Genomic DNA, 20,074 nt, shown 5'->3' with positions numbered 1-20,074 from the left:
GCGGAAGGTATTCATTACAGGAAATATTTCCAAGTGAAATTCACGGTTAGACGTTAAAAGTAGCCTGCGGATGGCTCCGTGCTTTCCACCACCCGTAAACGTCCCTCTATTGCAGCCGCAACTCAACGGGTAGCCTATAATGCCTCAACAGCAGGAAGGGCAACCAGCTCCACGGTAAGCTTAACGGGCTTGCTATCGGCAATGGCTACCGTAAGCGTCACGGGCAGGTATCCCAGCTTGGTTACGGTAATGGTATACATGCCGTAGGACATTTTCCGGAAGTAGGTCTTCCCCGTTTCACCGGTTGTTCGTACAAATTTTAGAAGTTTGCGCCCCGATCGGGAACCAACGTCCTTCGACTGCTGCTCAACGGTAATTGAGGCACAGCTTGCCGCCATTTTTGTGGCGGCATCGGTTATGCTGAGCCATAGCAGCGCGGGCTTATGGGCTGGCTGTGCCCTACGCAGCAGCCGGTAGCTCTGGTAGAGCTTTGGCTCGCTAGGCTGTACCATTTCCATGAGATGATCGCTGAGCTGCAGGTGGCGGTGCACCTGCACGGTTAGCCGTGCAACCGTAGCTGCCGCCTCCTTGCGCGTTTGCTCGTGCCCGAGCAGCCTTTCGCAGGCATCGGCGAGCACCTGCTGCCGTGCCGCCAGATCGTCGAGCGTGCCGACGGTGATACTGTAGCTTGCCAGCGCATCGAGGTTCTCGGCGCCAAACTTAACCACCCTATCGCAGAGGGAAAGCAGCGCTTCGCACCCCTTACGCTTGTAGTACGAGGCAAAAATGGTTAGGCTTTCGGCGGTAACAACATCGCCCCTGCGCTTGTAGATCTCCCTAAGCGAAATAAGGGGGCCGTGCAGGAAACCCTGTAGCGCACTATGCGCCGCCTTTACGCGCAGGCGCAGCTTGCTCTCCTTGCTGTTGAGCAGCGCAACCGCCGGAGCGAGCTGCTGGTAGACGTTTTCCATTTCGGCCACGTGCTGGGCGAAAGCCGGGATGTCGGCAGCAGACTGGCTCCGCTGCAGGAGCCGAGTCACCTTTTCGTACCGGCTGTAGAAGTGCTTTTCGCGAGCTCTCATAACCTGTAATTATGCTATTTATACCTAATCGTTATGCCTATACCATAAAAGTAGGTAATTAGCCCCATACCGCAAAGCATTTGCCCCAATAAATTGGAATATGCCCAATATACACAGGGGGGGACCTCGTGGGAGACAAGCCAATGGCTACCATTCTTAAACGAGGTGCTTATGGAAAACCGATTTTCGACTCACCCCTAAATCCCCTCTCTTAGCCGAGTGGTTAGTTAACCAGTAAAAGAACGTTTCGACTTCTGCCTCCTTTACTCAGGCGACGCCTGCTCGGCTAAAAGAGGTGACTTCCTGCACTCCGATTAGGCTGCAGCGGCAGGGGCTTTAGAAGGTCAACATCGCCGGCACCTCTTGGAAAGCTTACCGGTAATCGATACCTTCCGCCTCCGAATACGGCCAGAGGTCTCGCCAAAACAAAGGAGGGCGAGCTTATGTTCCAACTGGAGGTAGCGTACCCGATGGCTTTATCAGCAGCCATCGCTTCGGAAGTTACACGTGGATATTTACAAAGTTATAATCAATAAAAGACACTGGTTATGTTAAACCAAGATAAATTACTGAGGTTTTTAATTTGTATTTTCTTATGTATTATGATTTTTTCGTGTAATAATAATTCAGATTGTAATGAAAGTCGAATATGGATGATGTATTCAAAAAGAATTGTTTCAGAAAACAAATATGTAAATATCTATCACCAAGCTGGTGATACAGTGAAAAAGTGGATAGAAAATGATATTGAATACTTTAATGATGTTGTATTTGGTAAAACAATTACTGTTGACTCATTATTGTGTTTTAATTCGAATAAGACAAAACTTATCACGGCCATTTTGACAAGGAAGTATTGGAATACAGAGAGCGATGGTATTACATATTTTTATGGAGTCAATATAGATGGTAACTGGTACTTTTTTCAGGGTCCTTTTATAGTTATCTCTCGCGAAATGTATGTATCAAAGAGTAAAATCCATGAGCCGCTCTCCTTTGAAATGCTGCACGAGATTGCCATGAAGGAGGTGTTTAATGGGTATCTAAAAAAGGGCTCTAAAGGGAAATGGGAGGTAGATGACAGCTTCTTTGCAGATATCACTAGTCAGGCATGGTGCACAACCTGCCATAGTCAGGCCGATTGGGATTCAACTTATTTATCCATTGTGAGGAAGAATTGGAAGATTAAAAAGTAAATAGGATACAAACTAAAATGCATTACCTTGGTTAGCCATAGTCTAATTCAAATGCACGAGGCTCGGCGCATTTTGCAAATGCGTCGAACTTAAGTAGCGGGCTTATACTACCATTAATCGGCGAATATAAAAAACACACCAGCGCAGCCACCACTACGGCTGCGCTTGGCGTTTTTGAGGGGCTGCTTTACCAGGAGTAGCTGCAGTAGGTGGGTCGTTAGGAGGTAGACATCGCTGACACCTCTTGGAAAGCCCATTTTCAACTCACCCCTAAATCCCCTCTCTTAGCCGAGTGGCTGGTTAACCAGTAAAAAAACGTTACGGCTTCTGCTTCCTTTACTCAGGCGACACCTGCTCGGCTAAAAGAGGGGACTTCCAGCGCTCCGATTAAGCTGCAACTTCTGGACCTTTACGAGGTCGACATCGCTGACACATCTTGGAAAACTTACCGGTAATCGATACCTTCCGCCTCCGAATACGGCTAGTGGCCTCGCCAAACAAAGCGTAGCGAGGGGGCTAGGCTTAGGGGAAGGGGATATATTAAGCAGCTTTATTGCATATATAAACGATTTAGCGGTAATTGCAAAAAAATAGAAAAGCAACATAATATGAGGCAAATATTTACAATAGTCGGACTTTTAATTTCTGGACTCGTATGTGCGCAGCAACCTAAAACGACAAATTTTATAGCTGAGCTAACTAAGTATGATATTTCTCATTTATGGACTCTGAACAAATTTCAAGTAGAAAATGACACAACAATTGTAGAACGCAAAGAACCTTTGGGTTACATTGGAGATAATTATCAGCGCTTCTACATTCACTTTTGCTCAGCGATCCAAAATCCTAAGAACAAGCTTGAATATTTTATTTGCGGTAAGACAAGAGTACGTAACAATATTTGTAATTTTCAAGGAAAACTTATAATTAAAGAAGCAAAAATATATAAAACAGAAGATTACTTTCCTGAATTAACACAAGGATCTGTTTTAGGAACATATGAATTCTTTGAAGATGCAAAGCAAAAAGGAACTGGTATCTTATCAGGTACTTTCTCTACTTATTTCTATTTAGACGAAAAAGGACAATTGAAGTATAATGCTTTATTATTTGTGGCTGATACGTTTTCGAATAACTTATTTGAAGGAATATGGTCAAACTATATGTCAAAAGAAACTAAAAAGTGTAACTGGGGTGATTATAGAATTCCCGACAGTAATGAGCTTGATGGTGGAACTTGTGAATTTATGGTTAAGAGTAAATACGCTACAAATGGATGGATTGGATACATGATAGCAAATGGAGCAAGTCCTGATAGAATGGACATAATTAGTGCACAAAAAGAAGAAAACAGAAAATGGTGGCTTGAAGATGATAAAACAATGAACCGCTAACAAGCGGCTTCGCCTCCTCGCCCCACTTTAGCAACCAAGACCTCCAGCCTTAACGATTATCACCAATGCTGTGCTTTATGGGCTGCTTTACCAGGAGTAGCTGCAGGGGCTGGGGCTTTAGGAGATCGACATCGTCGGCACCCCTTGGAAAGCCCATTTTCAACTCACCCCTAAATCCCCTCTCTTAGCCGAGTGGCTGGTTAACCAGTAAAAGAACGTTACGGCTTCTGCTTCCTTTACTCAGGCGACGCCTGCTCGGCTAAAAGAGGGGACTTCCAGCGCTCCGATTAGGCTGCAGCGCTAGGTCTTTACGAGGTAGACATCGCTGACACATCTTGGAAAACTTACCGGTAATCGATACCTTCCGCCTCCGAATACGGCTAGTGGCCTCGCCAAACAAAGCGTAGCGAGGGGGCTAGGCTTAGGGGAAGGGGATATATTAAGCAGCTTTATTGCATATATAAACGATTTAGCGGTAATTGCAAAAAAATAGAAAAGCAACATAATATGAGGCAAATATTTACAATAGTCGGACTTTTAATTTCTGGACTCGTATGTGCGCAGCAACCTAAAACGACAAATTTTATAGCTGAGCTAACTAAGTATGATATTTCTCATTTATGGACTCTGAACAAATTTCAAGTAGAAAATGACACAACAATTGTAGAACGCAAAGAACCTTTGGGTTACATTGGAGATAATTATCAGCGCTTCTACATTCACTTTTGCTCAGCGATCCAAAATCCCAAGAACAAGCTTGAATATTTTATTTGCGGTAAGACAAGAGTACGTAACAATATTTGTAATTTTCAAGGAAAACTTATAATTAAAGAAGCAAAAATATATAAAACAGAAGATTACTTTCCTGAATTAACACAAGGATCTGTTTTAGGAACATATGAATTCTTTGAAGATGCAAAGCAAAAAGGAACTGGTATCTTATCAGGTACTTTCTCTACTGATTTCTATTTAGACGAAAAAGGACAATTGAAGTATAATGCTTTATTATTTGTGGCTGATACGTTTTCGAATAACTTATTTGAAGGAATATGGTCAAACTATATGTCAAAAGAAACTAAAAAGTGTAACTGGGGTGATTATAGAATTCCCGACAGTAATGAGCTTGATGGTGGAACTTGTGAATTTATGGTTAAGAGTAAATACGCTACAAATGGATGGATTGGATACATGATAGCAAATGGAGCAAGTCCTGATAGAATGGACATAATTAGTGCACAAAAAGAAGAAAACAGAAAATGGTGGCTTGAAGATGATAAAACAATGAACCGCTAACAAGCGGCTTCGCCTCCTCGCCCCACTTTAGCAACCAAGACCTCCAGCCTTAACGATTATCACCAAGGCTACGCTTGAGGGGCTGCTTTACCAGGAGTAGCTGCAGGGGCTGGGGCTTTAGGAGATCGACATCGTCGGCACCCCTTGGAAAGTCCATTTTCAACTCACCCCTAAATCCCCTCTCTTAGCCGAGTGGCTGGTTAACCAGTAAAAGAACGTTACGGCTTCTGCTTTCTTTACTCAGGCGACACCTGCTCGGCTAAAAGAGGGGACTTCCAGCACTCCGATTAGGCTGCAGCTTATATCAGTGCCGCTGCCCCCTCTTTGCGAATGGCAAGTATAGGCGCTTACGGTATGGGCAGACTTGCTAATGCCATTCGGAGAGAGGGGGATTGGGGGTGAGTCGGATTTGCGTAGCGGTTAGCACCTTTTTCGTCGCTTACATCTGCTTAGCGTGATGGCTATGGGCAGGAGCCTTCGCCTAATGAGGGGACAGTATCTTTAAAGGCAAAACTCCTGCACAAAGATGATAACATGCTGATCTTTAAAACTTACACCATACATACAGGGGGATTTTAGTCAATTCCAGGCCTCCTCAACAAGCTACCACCTTTCATCAACTTGCTACCGGGGCATTTCAAGAGAAATACTTTGAGCCATTTCTCTGGGTTTTCCTGAAGTTTGATGCTACCACACCGTTTCAAGTCACTTCCAGCCCATTTCAAATCGCTTACAGGGAGATTCAAATTAAACGTTGCCGCTTGTTTTTCGGAAGCAGGTTCCTGCTTACAGAGAATATTGCTTTGCAGATGGATCTTCCCCCTTGTTCTTCCACATGCTCCTCTGTGAAATACGAATACCAGTGCCCTTCCGCGGCTCAACCAAAGACAACTTACGAAAGTAGCGGGCGGCTTACGAAATCGACCAGCTGCTCAAGCGCAATCGAAATGATTTCTCGGCACGACTAGCCCTTGCTGAAGCATTAGCAATGGCCACAATCGGCAGAGATTGCATGGGAAAGGAAGCACATCTCGAAAAAACACAGGGAGTAGCCTTAGGAATTTCGCTTATCACAATGCACATTGCCCTACTATGGAGAGCGAAACGTACGCAGAATGCCGCTTGAAAGAGATCCTAATAGGAAAATCCCATTCGTCCCCAAAAATTCCTCTTCACCGCCCAATGTTTCCCTTTCACCCCAATCGAGCAATAAGTACTAGCTGAAATACGCTTCTTTACTAGTTCTTACGTTAAATCACACGCATTAGCTATGGCAAATAAGGGAATGCTGCTTCTTCTACTTCTGCTATCACTTGCAGGAGGCGCAAGCGGGCAAAAATCGCTCGACTACAAGCTGTCGGACTGGTACCTGGGGACGCTCGACAACGTTCTCGACAATATCTCGAAGCAATCGAAGGTTCAATTCGAGTTCGATCGGCAACGGCTTGGCGCCATCCACGTCGACCATCATCCCATCAGCCAATCTCTAAAGGATTTCCTCGATGTGGTGGTGTGCAAAAACAATAAGCTGAAGTACTACATCAGCGATGGCGGTAAGGTAATTATCGTAGACCGCTGGGTGGTGACGAATGAAGTAAAACTTGATGAAGGAGTGCGCTACAAGGGAAAACCTACCCGCTACCGATTCGCGCTTACGGGTCGAATCATCGATAATGCCTCGGTGGAGCCGCTACCCTTTGTTACCATTGCCGTAAAGGGCACAACAATTGGGGCAAACTCCAATGCCGATGGATACTTTACCCTGCAGCGCGTTCCGAGCGATACGGTTTCGCTGGTGCTAAGCGCCGTAGGCTATAAACCCAAGACGGTTCACCTAACACCGCAAACTCCGCAAAGCAACCTGCTGGTAAAACTCGAAAGCGAAAGCGTTGCCCTTCAGGAGGTGGTTGTCAACGGGGAGAAGCAGGATGTGCTGCAAACCAACAGCAAGGTGGGCATGATAAAGATGTCGCCCATCAAGCTGGTATCGCTCCCAAGCCTTGGCGAGAAGGATATTTTCCGCTCCTTTCAGCTGATGCCGGGCATAAGCGCTGCCAACGAGAACTCGTCGGGGCTGTACGTTCGAGGAGGAACGCCCGATCAGTCGCTGGTGGTGTACGATGGATTTACGGTGTACAACGTAGAGCATCTCTTCGGGTTCTTCAGCTCGTTTAATAGCAACGCCATAAAGGATATCCAGCTCTACAAGGGCGGATTCGATGCCAAATACGGAGGACGCATCTCCAGCGTTGTAGAAATCACCGGTAAGGAGGGAAACAAGACCGACTGGGGAGGATTTGCCGACGTCAGCCTAATGTCTGCCAACGGTTTTCTGGAGGCTCCCATTGGCGAGAAGTTTACCGTTATTGCCGCGGGTCGCCGTAGCTGGCAAAGCCCGCTTTACGATAAGATCTTTAACAAGTACTCGAGCACAAAAGCCACTTCGGGAAGCGGAAACGTTAACGGTAAGAACCCATTTGGGAGCACCGACATCAACTCGTACTTCTACGACTTCAACACCAAGCTAACCTACCGCCCCACCGATAAGGATATCATCTGGCTAAGCTACTACGCCGGCAACGACGACCTCACCAACGACGTTTCGTCAGGTTTCAAAGGTGGCGAACCCGGTGGCATGGGTGGCGGAGGTGGCGATGCCCCCCGCATCAGCAACTTCAGCATGAGCAACACCGACAACTCCAACTGGGGAAACCACGGCGTATCGCTCAAGTGGTCGCGCAAGTGGAACGAGAGCTTCTACGGCAACTTCCTCATCGGCTACTCCAACTACTACAGCAACCGCGATAAAACATCCAGCGGTTCTTATGTAGATTCGAATGATATTACCCAAAGCATTAAGCGCGGGGTGATGGAGTACAACCATCTCGACGACTACTCGGCAAAAGCCGACATCGAGCAGAAGCTTAACGCCAACAACGTGCTCGAATATGGCGTTAACGCCACCTTTAACAAGATAACCTACAGCTACGCCCAGAGCGACACCATGAAGCTTATCGACCGCAGAAACGAAGGGGTACTGCTCTCGGCATACCTTCAGGATAAAATTTCGCTTTACGACAACATGCTTAAGATAACCCCCGGACTTCGCTCCAACTACTACAGCGTAACCGGCAAAATGTACTTCGAACCACGACTTACCTCGTCGTACCAGCTAACGGATAGCTGGAAGCTAAAAGCTTCGGTGGGTCGCTACTACCAGTTTGCCAAACGCGTCGTTCGCGAGGATGTTATGTCGGGCAACAAGGATTTCTGGACGCTGAGCGACGGCAAGAACCTTCCGGTAACCTACTCCGACCAGCTTATTGCCGGCTTCTCGTGGGAGAACAACGACTACCTAATTGATGTAGAAGGCTACTTCAAAAGAATAACCGATCTTACCGAATATTCGCTACGCTTCTCGAAATCGCTCGCCAACGGCAGCTTTAGCCCCGAGCATGGTGGCGATCAAAGCGCCGTAACCTACCAAGACCAGTTCCTTACCGGCTGGGGACGAGTTCACGGCATCGATCTCCTCTTGCAAAAGAAACAGGGCAACCTAACGGGATGGATTGGCTACACCTTAGGGCGTGTGGTAAATCACATCGATGGCTACGGCGATTACGACTACTACGCATCAAACGACGTCACCCACGAGTTTAAGGCGGTAGCAACCTACCACTGGCACAACTGGGATTTTTCGGGAACTTGGATTTGCGCAACCGGCAAACCCTACACCGCTCCCGAAGGCGGCTACACCGTTACCCTACTCGATGGCACCAAGAAGTCGTTTGTAACGGTATCGACCAAAAACGGGAAACGCCTCCCCACCTACCACCGCCTCGACCTATCGGCAACGCTTAACATGAAGTTAGGCGGACGAATCCCTGCAACAATTGGGTTCTCGGTGTTCAACGCGTACAACCGCAGCAACGTTTGGTATAAGCAATTCGAAATTGTCGACAATACCATTGTAGAAACCAACGTCAACTACCTCGGCATTACACCCAACATCAACTTTACCATTAAATTCTAAAGAGATGAAGATATCTATAAGCAATACGAAGCTGCTGTCGGGCATCCTGTATACTTTGCTCGTAGGCGCCCTTGCCATAGTAGTGCTTTCGATGGCATCGTGCCAAAAGATGGACGTGCAGCTATCGAATCCCGACAAGGCTGTTGTTAAAGGTTACCTATTTGCCGGCAAACCCGTTTCGATAAGCATCTCCAAACAGCTGCTGTACGGTGCTACCGATACCATTACACACCCAATAGAGAACCTCGAAGTGGTTATATACGATTCGAAAAACAACGCCTACCCATTGCTATACACCAGCAATGGGGTATACAAATCGGATAAGCTGATACCCCAAGTAGGCGAGACCTACACCCTAAAGTTTACCTACAACAGCAAGGAACTATCGGCAACCACAACAGTACCTGCCAAGCCTTCCGGTTTTCAGGGAACATCTTCAATTTCGGTTCAACCTTTCGGCTCCACAACATCTGGCCCCCCATCTATGTCGCGTGCCGAATACTCTTGGACAAATACCAACAGCAGCTACTTCCTTATGGTAGTCGAATCGATAACGCCCAAGGCCACCCCCATAAACGACACAACCGAATACGAGGCGCTACCCGTATTCAGAATTTCACCCACACAGGGCAACTCGCAAAGCTTTATGGGGCATTCGTTCTACTACTACGGAGATCACAACGTCATTCTGTTTGCCATAAACCAGGAGTATGTCGACTTGTACGAGGATACGGGCAATAGCTCGCAAAATATTACCACCCCACCAGGAAACATCACAAATGGCTATGGAATATTTACTGCCATAAACGCCGATACGCTTAAACTTAACATAACGCCTTAATATATTCCCTTAATCCCAATTCTTTTTCAGTTACGATGGTGTTTACCATTATGCAATGAGGCGCAGTGATGCACCTCATTGCTGTTTATAGGGCGTTGTGTCTACATCGAACCCTCCCTGTAATCACCGGTTACTAGTAGTTATCCTAAATAATTACACCGTTGTTTAAAACCTTTTAGCTGAATAAGTTGTTAGTACCAATAAAAGAATCTATCAATGAGGCTTCAGAAAACCATCATCATAGCACTCGTCATAACAGCAGCAATTGCTGTTGCATGGTTTGGCGTGGGCATAATCGTAATGAAGAACGCCATCGAAAGCTACGAAACCAAAAAACCAGGCAGCAGCTACGAAGATTTTGCCCGTACCAAGTGCTTCAACGAGGAACAGCTCAATAATCTCAAAAAAGTAGAGTTCACCATTCCCTCAAAGAAGGATGGATGCCTGCTATCGGCTACGCTTATATACAACCCAACGCCATCAGCCAAAACCATTATATACTGCCATATGATTACCAGCTCGCGCTGGGAGGTTCTAAAGGGTGGCCGAATTGACTCGTTGCTTGCGCGTGGCTTTAACGTGCTCACCTTCGACCAGCGGGCACACGGCAAGAGCGAAGGATCGAGCCCCACCTACGGATTCCTCGAAAAGTTCGATCTCGATCAGTGGGTAGATACCGTATCTGCCATATTTCCTCGTGGGATTATTGGCGTTGAAGGAGTATCAACAGGAGCCGCAACGGCAATACTCCACGCAGGCGAGATTAACCCCAAAAAGGATGCGGCTCGTAAGGTTGCCTTTTACGTATTCGAGTGCTCCTACTCCGACCTAGCCAAGCAGCTTGCCTATCGAGTAAACCAGCACTACTACCTCCCCAACATGGCGCTCAAGACATCGCTAAAGATACTGGACCGTCCGTTTAACGGCTTCAACATCTACGATGTATCGCCAATAAAGGCGGCACGCCACATCGATGTCCCCGTTCTCTTTGTGCATAGCAAAGCCGACGGCTACGTTCCTGCCCAAATGAGCAAGGAACTGTACAATGCCGTGCGCCCACCTAAGATGCTGCTACTCGTCCCCAAGATGAGGCATGCCGAAGCTATATACGCCAGCAAGCTTTACTGGAACACCTACGATCGCTTCCTTAAAAACATCGCTCGGATTAAGGAGTAAAGCCCCAAACTTCGCGGTGGGCAAGGGTTGTGGCATCAAAAAAGAAGGTATATATTGTGCCTTGCTTTACGATTTTAAACAACAAACCACAACTACCAAGCATGGAAGAAAGAAACATCGAAACCATGGAGCTTAGCGGACGAACGCTAAAGGAGCTCTGGCTGGCTGCCAAGTGGGCAAAGCTGCTATCCATCATCATCGTTTGCTTGTATTTTGTTATGATAATTCTAGTGATCTTTAGCGGCATCATAACCTCGCTGTTTGCCACCATGATTCCCTTCGGAGGCTTCTTTATTGCCCTGGTGTACATCATCACGTACACCCTTACGGCGCTCATCCCCGGAATCATGCTCTACAACTTTGCCATCAACACACAAAAGGCCATCCTGCGAAACGACGACGACTTGGCCACTACCGGCGTTAAAAGGCTTCGCCAGCTATTTCAGTACAGCGGAATCCTGGCCATGATCTCCATCCTCCTGGTAGGCCTGATAATCGCCGTAAGCGTGCTGCGCACCATCTTCTAACGCGCAAAACCATTCCAAAAGGAATTGCTACCTTTGCGCGCGTTTAGCATATACTGATGAGTAAAGGAAAAGTTGTAGTTGGACTTTCGGGCGGTGTCGATTCGAGCGTGGCCGCCTACCTGCTTAAGGAGCAGGGGTACGAGGTTGTTGGCATGTACATGCAGAACTGGCACGATACCACCGGTACGCTCGAGGGCGATTGCCCCTGGAACGACGACCTGATGATTGCCGAAATGGTGGCCAAAAAGCTCGACATCCCCTTCATCTTTATCGACCTTAGCGATACCTATACCGACAGGGTGGTGAGCTACATGTTCGCGGAGTACGAGCGTGGCCGAACCCCCAACCCCGACGTGCTCTGCAACAGCGAAATCAAGTTCGAGGCATTCCTAAAGGCTGCCCTCGAACAGGGAGCCGACTACCTGGCTACCGGGCACTACTGCCGTAAGGACACCATCGAGGTAGACGGCATGCCAACCTATAGGCTGCTTGCCGGATCGGACCCCAACAAGGACCAGAGCTACTTCCTTTGCCAGCTCTCGCAGGAGCAGCTCTCCAAGGCGCTCTTCCCCATCGGGCATCTGCTGAAGCCCGAAGTCCGCCGGATTGCTGCCGAGCAGGATCTCCCCACCGCCGAGAAGAAGGACTCGCAGGGGCTATGCTTTGTGGGAAAAATCGACCTGCCCATCTTCCTTCAGCAGAAGCTGGCGGCCAAACAGGGCAACATCGTCGAGATCGACCCCGCGTTTTACGACAAGCTCCCCCCACGCACAACGCTGCAGGAGCTGGCCCGCCCCTACTTCTACCACCCCAACAACGGCAAGAAGGTGGGCACGCACAACGGCGCCCACTTCTTCACCATCGGCCAGCGAAAGGGGATGAACGTAGGCGGCAAGGCGCTTCCGCTGTTCGTTATCGCCATCGATGTCGAAACCAACACGCTGTACGTTGGCCAGGGGCACCAGCACCCGGGGCTTAACCGCAAGGGGCTTTTCATCAAAGAAGCCGAAATCCACGCCATCCGCCCCGACTTAGCCATGCGCGCTGGCGAAGAGCGCCGCTACAAGGTGCGCATCCGCTACCGCCAGCCGCTGCAGGACGCCACGCTCCACCGCACCGACGAGGGGCTGTACATCATCTTCGACACCCCACAGCGCGGCATCACCGCCGGACAGTTTGCCGCATGGTACGACAACGAGGAGCTCGTTGGCTCGGGGGTGATCTTCGAGTAGAGCGGACGCTTAACCATACAAAACGCCGATATCGTTTTCCACGATATCGGCGTTGCTATTTTTTACAAGGGCTTCGGATGAATTTACATCGATGTCGATACAATTTTAATGGTCGTCGGCTGAATTTGTATCGGTGTCGATGCAATTTCAATAGGCATCGATGCATTTTGTATCGGCATCGATATAATTTCAATAGTCATCGGCTGAATTTGCATCGGCGTCGATGTAATTTCAATGTCCGTCGATGCATTTTATATCGGCGTCGATACAATTTCAATGGTCATTTGTGGAATTTGCTCACCTGCATGAGCAAATTGCTCAGCTTCGGGTGGAATTTCCTCACCCAAGTGAGCAAATTGCTCACTCATCGGTGGAATTTACTCACCTATATGAGCAAATTACTCACTTATTGGTAGAATTTGCTCACCCATATGAGTAAATTACTCACCCATCGGTGGAATTTGCTCAGCTAACCTTGCAAATTGCAGGGTCATCGACCAAAATTGCAGGGTCATCGGCTGAAAATCATCCGCGCGCAGCCCCCGCTCCCCCCGGAGGCAGGCTACCCGATAAGCTTCTCGGCCTCGAGAAGCGCCGCAGGCTTACCAACGTCGATGATGCGGCTTTTGGTGACGTCGATGCCCTCGATGAAGTGGCTCTTGGCCAGCTGGAGGTACAGGTCGACAATGGAGAACTTGCCGTCGAAGCCATCCATCAGTTCGAAAATTGCGGGGTTCACCACGTGGATGCCGTTAAAGGCAAACGGTAGGTAGGTGTCGCCAACGCGGGCAATCTTCTGCTCGTTGGTCTTGATGTTCTTCCAGCCAGCCAGCTGCATCGCGTTATCGAAGAGAAAGTAGCGCGACGAGAGCCGGTTGCTCACCGCCAGCGAGGCCAGCGCCCGGCTTTCGACATGCCTCCCGTACAGTTCGGCAAGGTTGATATCGCTGATGATGTCGACGTTGTGGATCAGGAATGGCTGCCCATCGCTAAAGAAATGGGCGGCCTTCTTTAGCCCACCACCCGTATCGAGCAGCAGGTTTCGCTCGTCCGACACGGTGATGTTTACCCCAAAGTTGCCCCTCTCGGCAAGGAACGCCTCCACCTTGTCGGCAAAGTGGTGCACGTTAACGATGATATCGGTAAAGCCGAACGACTTGAGGCGCTCCACCACATGCTCGATGAGCGGTTTGCCGGCAAGAGGCACCAACGCCTTGGGCCTATCGTCGGTCAGCGGCTTAAGGCGCGTACCCAAGCCGGCACAGAATACCATTGCTTTCATCAGCGGTTACAGGTTTAAATGTTGCTAGTCTAAATATCGGCGGATGTTCTGCTCGCGATGGGTAAGTACCACCCGTACGCTGGGGAACTTCTCCTTGATGTACTTGGCACATCTCTCGGCCGAGTATACCGATCGGTGCTGGCCGCCCGTGCAGCCAAAGCTCACCAGCAGGTGGTTAAAGCTCCGGCTGATGTACTTTGCCACGGCCTTGTCCACCAGGTTCAGCGAATCGGCCAGGAACTCCTGCATCTCCTCATTCGCATCCAGATGCTCGATAACCAGCGCGTCCATCCCGGTGAGCTGGCGCAGCGCCTCCTCCCTACCCGGATTATGGATGGCGCGGCAGTCGAATACAAATCCACCGCCATTACCCGAAAAGTCATCGGGGATGCCCTTTCGGTAGGAGAAGCTGGCAACCGAAACGGTTAGCCGATCGGCAGGCAGCTCCACCTCGTACTTGCAGGCCTGATCGGCCAGCTTCCGGCACACCTCCATAAGGTAGCTCCCCTCAAACGGGTACTCCTTGCTGATTACCGTGCGGAGATTACGAAGCGCAGGGGCAATGCTCTGCAGAAAATGCACCTTCTTCTCGAAGAACCCCCTGAACCCGTAGGCGCCAAGCACCTGAAGGGTTCGGAACAGGACAAAGGTATTGATGCTCGCCTCTACCTGGGCGGTATCTACCCCATAGTTGCGTAGCGTTTCGTAGTAGTGGTTCAGGAACTTCTTGCGCACATCGTCGCTGAAGTTGGCCTTGGCCTGGTATAGGAACGAAACGATGTCGTAGCCCAGCGGGCCAAGACGAGCCCCCTGGAAGTCGATATAGTAGGGGTTATCGTTGTTCACCATCATGTTGCGCGACTGAAAATCGCGGTAGAGCAAAAAATTGCTATCCAGCGAGCACAGGTAGTTGGCCATATTCTCGAACGAGTCCTCGAGCAGCAGCTCATCGAACTGAACGCTGGTGCACTTCAGGAAGCTATACTTAAAGTAGTTCAGATCCCAAAGTATCGAGCGCTTGTCCATTTGCTGAATGGAAAAGAACTTACTTGGGTCAATCCCTTTGACGCCTTCCACCTCAATCTTTACAAGATCTTCCACCACCTTTGTCATTAGCTCATCGATAGAAGTGCTACCATCCATCAGCAAATCGTAAAGCGAAACATCTCCCAAATCAGTTTGAATGTAGGCCAGCCTATCGTCGGATACGGCAAGCACCTTGGGCACGCGCTTCCCCTTTCCCAGAAGATGCTCGGCGAGGTAGATGAACGCCTCGTTCTCGGCAACGCTCTCCCCTACCACACCAATATAGGTGCTGTTATCATGGAATATTCGGTAATACTTCCGGTTGGACCCAGCCCCAACCAATGGCTTAATTTCGGGTTTTGACCCTAAAAACTTTTCGGCTATACGTAATAAGCTATCCATTATAATTAACCTTAAAGGTTAAACCTTTTAGACGAGCAGCCAGCTGCTCGTCGTTTACATTACTAACTTCAAAAAAAGACAATTCCCTTCGAACCCCATAGTTCCCCCTCAAGTATTCGAAGAGATCTGGACGTGCACGAAAGGCAGCATCATCGATGACAATATTATAGGAGTTCAGGATGCAATCCCTAATCCCCTGTTCGGTACCATTCCCGGCACTAAACACAATCGTAGGGTCAAGCATCGGCAAATTCTGCGGCGCCCATGTCGGATTAGCCTCAAGCCCAAAGAACCGGAGGATGCTATTTACCGCCATCGAAGTCCCATTCGACTTTCCTTCTAGCGAATATCCGGCGATATGTGGCGTAGCAATGCTCACCATCCGCAGCAGATCCAAGTCCACATCGGGCTCGTTCTCCCAAACATCCAGCACCGAATACGATACCTTTTGGTTGGCTATTGCATGTTTTAATGCGCCGCCTTCCACCACCTCGCCCCTTGATGCATTGATAAGCACCGTTGGCTTGCCGAACTTTGCAAAAAACCGCTCATCAGCCAGGTGAAATGTCTTATCGATTCCATCACGAATAAGAGGAACATGCAACGTAACGATATCCGATTGTTGCAACAAAGTGTCCAAGTCAACAAAACTGGAAGAACCTTCGGCTCTGGCTCGAGGAGGATCATTCAAAAGAACCTTTAGCCCTAAGTAAGGAGCAACCGCCGCAATACGTCGCCCGACCTCACCAACACCTATAACACCAAGCGTCTTTCCATCAAGGCTTCCATAGCCCATGTTAGAGATATGGGCAAGAGCGCTTAGCGCGTACTGCACCACTCCATACGCATTACACCCTGGTGCATTTACCCAACAAATGCCTCTTCGCTGACAGTATTCCTTATCAATATGGTCATGCCCAATTGTTGCGGTAGCAATTATTTTCACTTTACTACCGTCCAATAGTTTAGCATCACAATTCGTACGGGTTCGTACTAGCAAAGCATCAGCATCCTTAACCAATTCGGGAATAAAATGAGTTCCTGTAGCGTAAACAACCTCGCCAAAGTATTGCTCTAAAACACCTTCTAAGTAGGGGATTCTATCATCTACAACAATCTTCATCAAACCATTTGTTTATGCAAAGATGAAATAAAAAGAGTAATAAATAGCATGAAAATTTAGAATAAGCCCATCAGGCACACAAGCCAATTAACGCTTTATCTTTTAACACATTGCATTAACCATCTTTTTCTTAATTGCCATTTTTTTAAGATTTTACCCGCTGCAAGACTCATACTTTTGTCCTGTTCATAATCGCATTCAATTGTTACATTAGTCAAAAGCCTTACCGTTTAAACCAATACAGGGGTTTACGTGGTAAGGTTTTTAGTTTTAAACCCTCCAAAACAAAAAAGGCTACCGTTTTACTGGTAGCCCTTTATATCATACTGAAATTCTACGATTTCTTTTTCTTGAAGTTTATTCGATTCTCCTCGCCTTTAAACAAGCGTTTGATATTCTTACGGTGAGTAAAGATAAGCAACACAGCCACAACGTTACCAAAAATAACCAGCGGCATTGGCGCATTTGGCAGTAGCAGATTGATGAATAGTGGGTAACAAATTCCAGCAATCATAGACCCCACCGAGACATATCGCGTAGATGCAAACACTACTGCAAATACCAATATACAAAGCAGCGCACTTACTGGACTTAACGCAACCCCAATTCCAGCGAGTGTTGCAACTCCTTTTCCACCTCTAAACCCTGCGAATATTGGTGCAATATGCCCAATAACAGCAAGAGCACCTAGCAATAGCTGAAAGTTGACAAACTGAGTAGTTCCTGGAGTAAAATCTGAGAAATGGACAAGCATAACAGCAACAAATCCCTTAACGAAGTCCAGAATAAAAACAGGAAATGCAGCCCTTGGCCCTAATACCCTTAGCGTATTGGTAGCTCCTGCATTTTTACTCCCATGCTCCCTCACATCTACGCCATAAAACCTTCTACCAATCCAAACAGCACTAGGAATCGAACCTAGGATGTACGCAATGAAAAGTTGAATTCCATTCAAAGCAAATTCCATAATTTCATTTTTTTTGTCCTTGCAAAGAAGTGTAATTTATTTCTTTTGAACAAGCGATTCACAAGCAACCTCATTCAAAGCAATAATAAATAAAGACTTACAGTTCGATTTTTAACACCTTTCTATCTATGTTAATAAATCGCAATCCCAAACTCCCACAAACCTAACTAACCATCCCATAAACAAGGTATTACTTAGTCTTGCGTTTAGCAGTCCAACTCAAAACACTAAAACCTCACAAATTTAAAGCCAGCCCATTGTCGAAAATGTCTAATTTTGAATAATTAAACGTAGTTATGACTAAAGAGCAAAAATACGAGTCTATCATAAGGTATTTCAGCGAGAAAATGCCCGATCCAAAGACCGAACTGAACTACACAACCCCATACGAGCTGTTAGTAGCTGTAATACTATCGGCTCAGTGCACCGACAAGCGGGTAAACATGGTTACACCCAGCTTCTTCAAACGATTTCCAACAGTAGAGATACTTGCTGATGGCACTGTAGAGGATATATTCGACCTTATCCGATCGATATCGTACCCAAACAACAAGTCGAAACATCTTCTTGGAATGGCTCAAACATTGATCAAAGAGTTTGATGGAGAAATCCCTTCGGATGTCGATGACTTGCAGAAGTTACCAGGTGTTGGACGAAAAACAGCAAACGTTATAGCATCTGTGATATTTAATAAGCCGGCAATGGCTGTAGATACACACGTATTTAGGGTTAGTGGCCGATTAGGGCTAACTCCAAATGCAAAGAATCCACTTGAAACAGAACGAGAACTAGTGAAGCATTTTTCAGAAGACCTGATCCCAAAAGCGCATCACTGGCTAATACTTCATGGTAGGTATACTTGCTTTGCCCGCAAACCAAACTGTAAGGAATGCGGGCTAACATCGGTATGCAGCTACTACCTTGATAAAAATAAGAGTAAGTAAAACTACACCGACTGCATGCCTTTCATATTAGCAGATCATCTAGTAACACTATTATCCAAGAAAGATTTTCTTGCCCAAAGAAGAGCTATCTTATACTCTAACCCTATGCTATTCGCCCAGTTTTTAGCATTTTTAAGCGTTCCAAACAGACATATATGAAAAAGGTGATAACTACTACACTAGTTCTTTTAAGTGTCCTTTATGCATTCAGCCAGAAAACTCACCTGACAGTCAGATTAAAAGAGCAAGCCCCCATATCGGCTTACCTATACCTCAACCAAGGATCAACTCAGGTTCCTGTAGACTCAATTATACTAGGAAAAGGTATTTTCACCTTTAATACTACTAAACTTGAGCCAGGTATTTACTCTTTAGTATTGAGTGAAGATACGTTTGCCCGATTTATCATTAATCACGAAAACGTAGAGGTGTCGACAACTCTCGATGCATTAGCGGATAGCGTTAAGATATTGCATTCGGAAGAAAATAAGGTTTACTACAGATTCCTGAACGAACGCAGCATTTACAACAAAAAAAGCGATGCAATTGATGCGCTGCTCAGCTGCTACCCTCCTAAAAGTAAGCTTGCAAAGGCACTTACCAAAGAGAAGAAAAGCATCGAAAGCAGCTACAACAACACAATTCGCGAGCTCATAAATGCCCCAGGAGATCTTTTATCCTCACAAATAATTCTCTCTGAAATACCAACAAAAGCCCCCGACAATCTTACACCAGAACAAAAGCACCAATATCTCATCGAAAACTGGTGGAATAGTTTTCCTTTCGAAAATACGCACATCACCAATACGCCCAGCATTGCCGATAAACTTTGGGACTACTTCGACCTATATTATGTTGATGGGATATCGCGTCAAGAACAAGAGAACTACTTTAAAAGAGCCATCGACGAGGTGCTAAACCAGCCAACCATTTCTAAAGAGGTGCAGAGTTTTTTTATAAACGAGATGATAAAAAACTTTGCACAATCATCGCATGATGCACTAATCGACTACATCAAAAAGAACTACCTACAGAACACGCAGGATCTTGATGCCGAATTCGACAGAATATCAAAAACATCAATTGGGCATATCGCACCCAACTTTGCCATCGAATCCGACTCCACTAAAACAGATCTTTTGAAACTAAAATGCAAAGGAGTTGTTCTTGTTTTCTGGTCAATGAATTGTTCGCACTGCCAAAAGCTACTTCCCGAACTTAAGAAGAAATACAACCAATTTAAAGGGCTAGGATACGAAGTAATCGCCATTAATCTTGATGCCTACCGACCAGCTTGGAGGCTCAACATTGCCAACAATGGCTATCAATGGATCAATCTGAACGTGCAAAATCCATACAACGATCCTATAACAACGAACTACAACGTTACTGGAACACCAACCATTTTCGTTCTTGATGCAGAAAAACGCATTGTAGATAAGCCAAACGATATAAAGCCGTTGCTTAAAGCCATAGACAACCTGGAAATGAAGAAATAAAAAGAGAGGGAAGGTTAATCACCTCCCCTCTCTTTTCTATACTTTAAATTGACAATG

General features: G+C 47.0%; 15 protein-coding genes. 10 read left to right on the top strand and 5 right to left on the bottom strand.

All coding sequences use genetic code 11. The features are described from left to right. Positions 1-134 precede the first annotated feature (134 nt). On the bottom strand, positions 135-1,082 hold the full coding sequence (locus ACHZA1_RS13865) for a carboxypeptidase-like regulatory domain-containing protein (protein WP_320052457.1): 948 nt from the start codon (positions 1,080-1,082) through the stop codon (positions 135-137). A 548-nt stretch (positions 1,083-1,630) separates the two neighbouring features. Between ACHZA1_RS13865 and ACHZA1_RS13860 the strand changes: the two genes are divergently transcribed. The 8 genes from ACHZA1_RS13860 (at position 1,631) to mnmA (ending at position 12,774) form a co-directional block, all read left to right on the top strand. Continuing rightward, on the top strand, positions 1,631-2,278 hold the full coding sequence (locus ACHZA1_RS13860; RefSeq protein ID WP_320052456.1) for a hypothetical protein: 648 nt from the start codon (positions 1,631-1,633) through the stop codon (positions 2,276-2,278). Between the two features lie 608 nt (positions 2,279-2,886). Next, positions 2,887-3,672 carry a hypothetical protein gene (locus tag ACHZA1_RS13855; RefSeq protein WP_320052455.1) on the top strand — a complete coding sequence of 262 codons (786 nt, stop codon included), beginning with the start codon at positions 2,887-2,889 and terminating at the stop codon, positions 3,670-3,672. Between the two features lie 507 nt (positions 3,673-4,179). Further along, entirely contained in the window at positions 4,180-4,965 is a 786-nt protein-coding gene (locus tag ACHZA1_RS13850) for a hypothetical protein (RefSeq protein ID WP_320052454.1), read from the top strand. Positions 4,966-6,235: 1,270 nt separating this feature from the next. After that, positions 6,236-8,998: a TonB-dependent receptor gene (locus ACHZA1_RS13845; protein ID WP_320052453.1), complete on the top strand. Its 2,763-nt coding sequence runs from the start codon at positions 6,236-6,238 to the stop codon at positions 8,996-8,998. A gap of 4 nt (positions 8,999-9,002) precedes the next feature. Continuing rightward, a complete protein-coding gene (locus tag ACHZA1_RS13840) occupies positions 9,003-9,839 on the top strand; it encodes a DUF4249 family protein (protein WP_320052452.1) in 837 nt (278 codons plus the stop codon). Between the two features lie 216 nt (positions 9,840-10,055). Further along, positions 10,056-11,015: a hypothetical protein gene (locus ACHZA1_RS13835; protein WP_320052451.1), complete on the top strand. Its 960-nt coding sequence runs from the start codon at positions 10,056-10,058 to the stop codon at positions 11,013-11,015. Between the two features lie 101 nt (positions 11,016-11,116). Beyond that, on the top strand, positions 11,117-11,542 hold the full coding sequence (locus ACHZA1_RS13830) for a hypothetical protein (protein WP_320052450.1): 426 nt from the start codon (positions 11,117-11,119) through the stop codon (positions 11,540-11,542). Between the two features lie 56 nt (positions 11,543-11,598). After that, positions 11,599-12,774 (top strand): tRNA 2-thiouridine(34) synthase MnmA, encoded by a 1,176-nt coding sequence (mnmA, locus tag ACHZA1_RS13825; RefSeq protein WP_320052449.1) that lies wholly within the window; start codon positions 11,599-11,601, stop codon positions 12,772-12,774. Positions 12,775-13,336: 562 nt separating this feature from the next. On the opposite strand, the gene ACHZA1_RS13820 is transcribed toward mnmA, so the two are convergent. The 4 genes from ACHZA1_RS13820 to plsY form a co-directional block, all read right to left on the bottom strand. After that, entirely contained in the window at positions 13,337-14,056 is a 720-nt protein-coding gene (locus ACHZA1_RS13820) for a nucleotidyltransferase family protein (RefSeq protein WP_320052448.1), read from the bottom strand. Positions 14,057-14,080: 24 nt separating this feature from the next. Further along, positions 14,081-15,484, bottom strand: coding sequence for a phosphotransferase (locus tag ACHZA1_RS13815; RefSeq protein WP_320052447.1), 1,404 nt, complete (start codon positions 15,482-15,484; stop codon positions 14,081-14,083). Continuing rightward, positions 15,477-16,607, bottom strand: a complete 1,131-nt coding sequence (locus ACHZA1_RS13810; RefSeq protein ID WP_320052446.1) for a 4-phosphoerythronate dehydrogenase — start codon at positions 16,605-16,607, stop codon at positions 15,477-15,479. The genes ACHZA1_RS13815 and ACHZA1_RS13810 overlap by 8 nt, the downstream gene beginning before the upstream one ends. Before the next feature lie 334 nt (positions 16,608-16,941). Beyond that, positions 16,942-17,574, bottom strand: coding sequence for a glycerol-3-phosphate 1-O-acyltransferase PlsY (gene plsY, locus ACHZA1_RS13805; RefSeq protein WP_320052445.1), 633 nt, complete (start codon positions 17,572-17,574; stop codon positions 16,942-16,944). Between the two features lie 296 nt (positions 17,575-17,870). Between plsY and nth the strand changes: the two genes are divergently transcribed. Further along, entirely contained in the window at positions 17,871-18,518 is a 648-nt protein-coding gene (nth, locus tag ACHZA1_RS13800; protein WP_320052444.1) for an endonuclease III, read from the top strand. 155 nt (positions 18,519-18,673) lie between these two features. Further along, positions 18,674-20,017: a thioredoxin-like domain-containing protein gene (locus ACHZA1_RS13795; RefSeq protein WP_320052443.1), complete on the top strand. Its 1,344-nt coding sequence runs from the start codon at positions 18,674-18,676 to the stop codon at positions 20,015-20,017. Positions 20,018-20,074: the final 57 nt, after the last annotated feature.

It is taken from the genome of uncultured Acetobacteroides sp. (assembly GCF_963667355.2).
Taxonomy (GTDB): domain Bacteria; phylum Bacteroidota; class Bacteroidia; order Bacteroidales; family ZOR0009; genus Acetobacteroides.
Note: the sequence above shows the minus strand (reverse complement) of the source record. Positions and strands in the feature narration are given on the sequence as shown.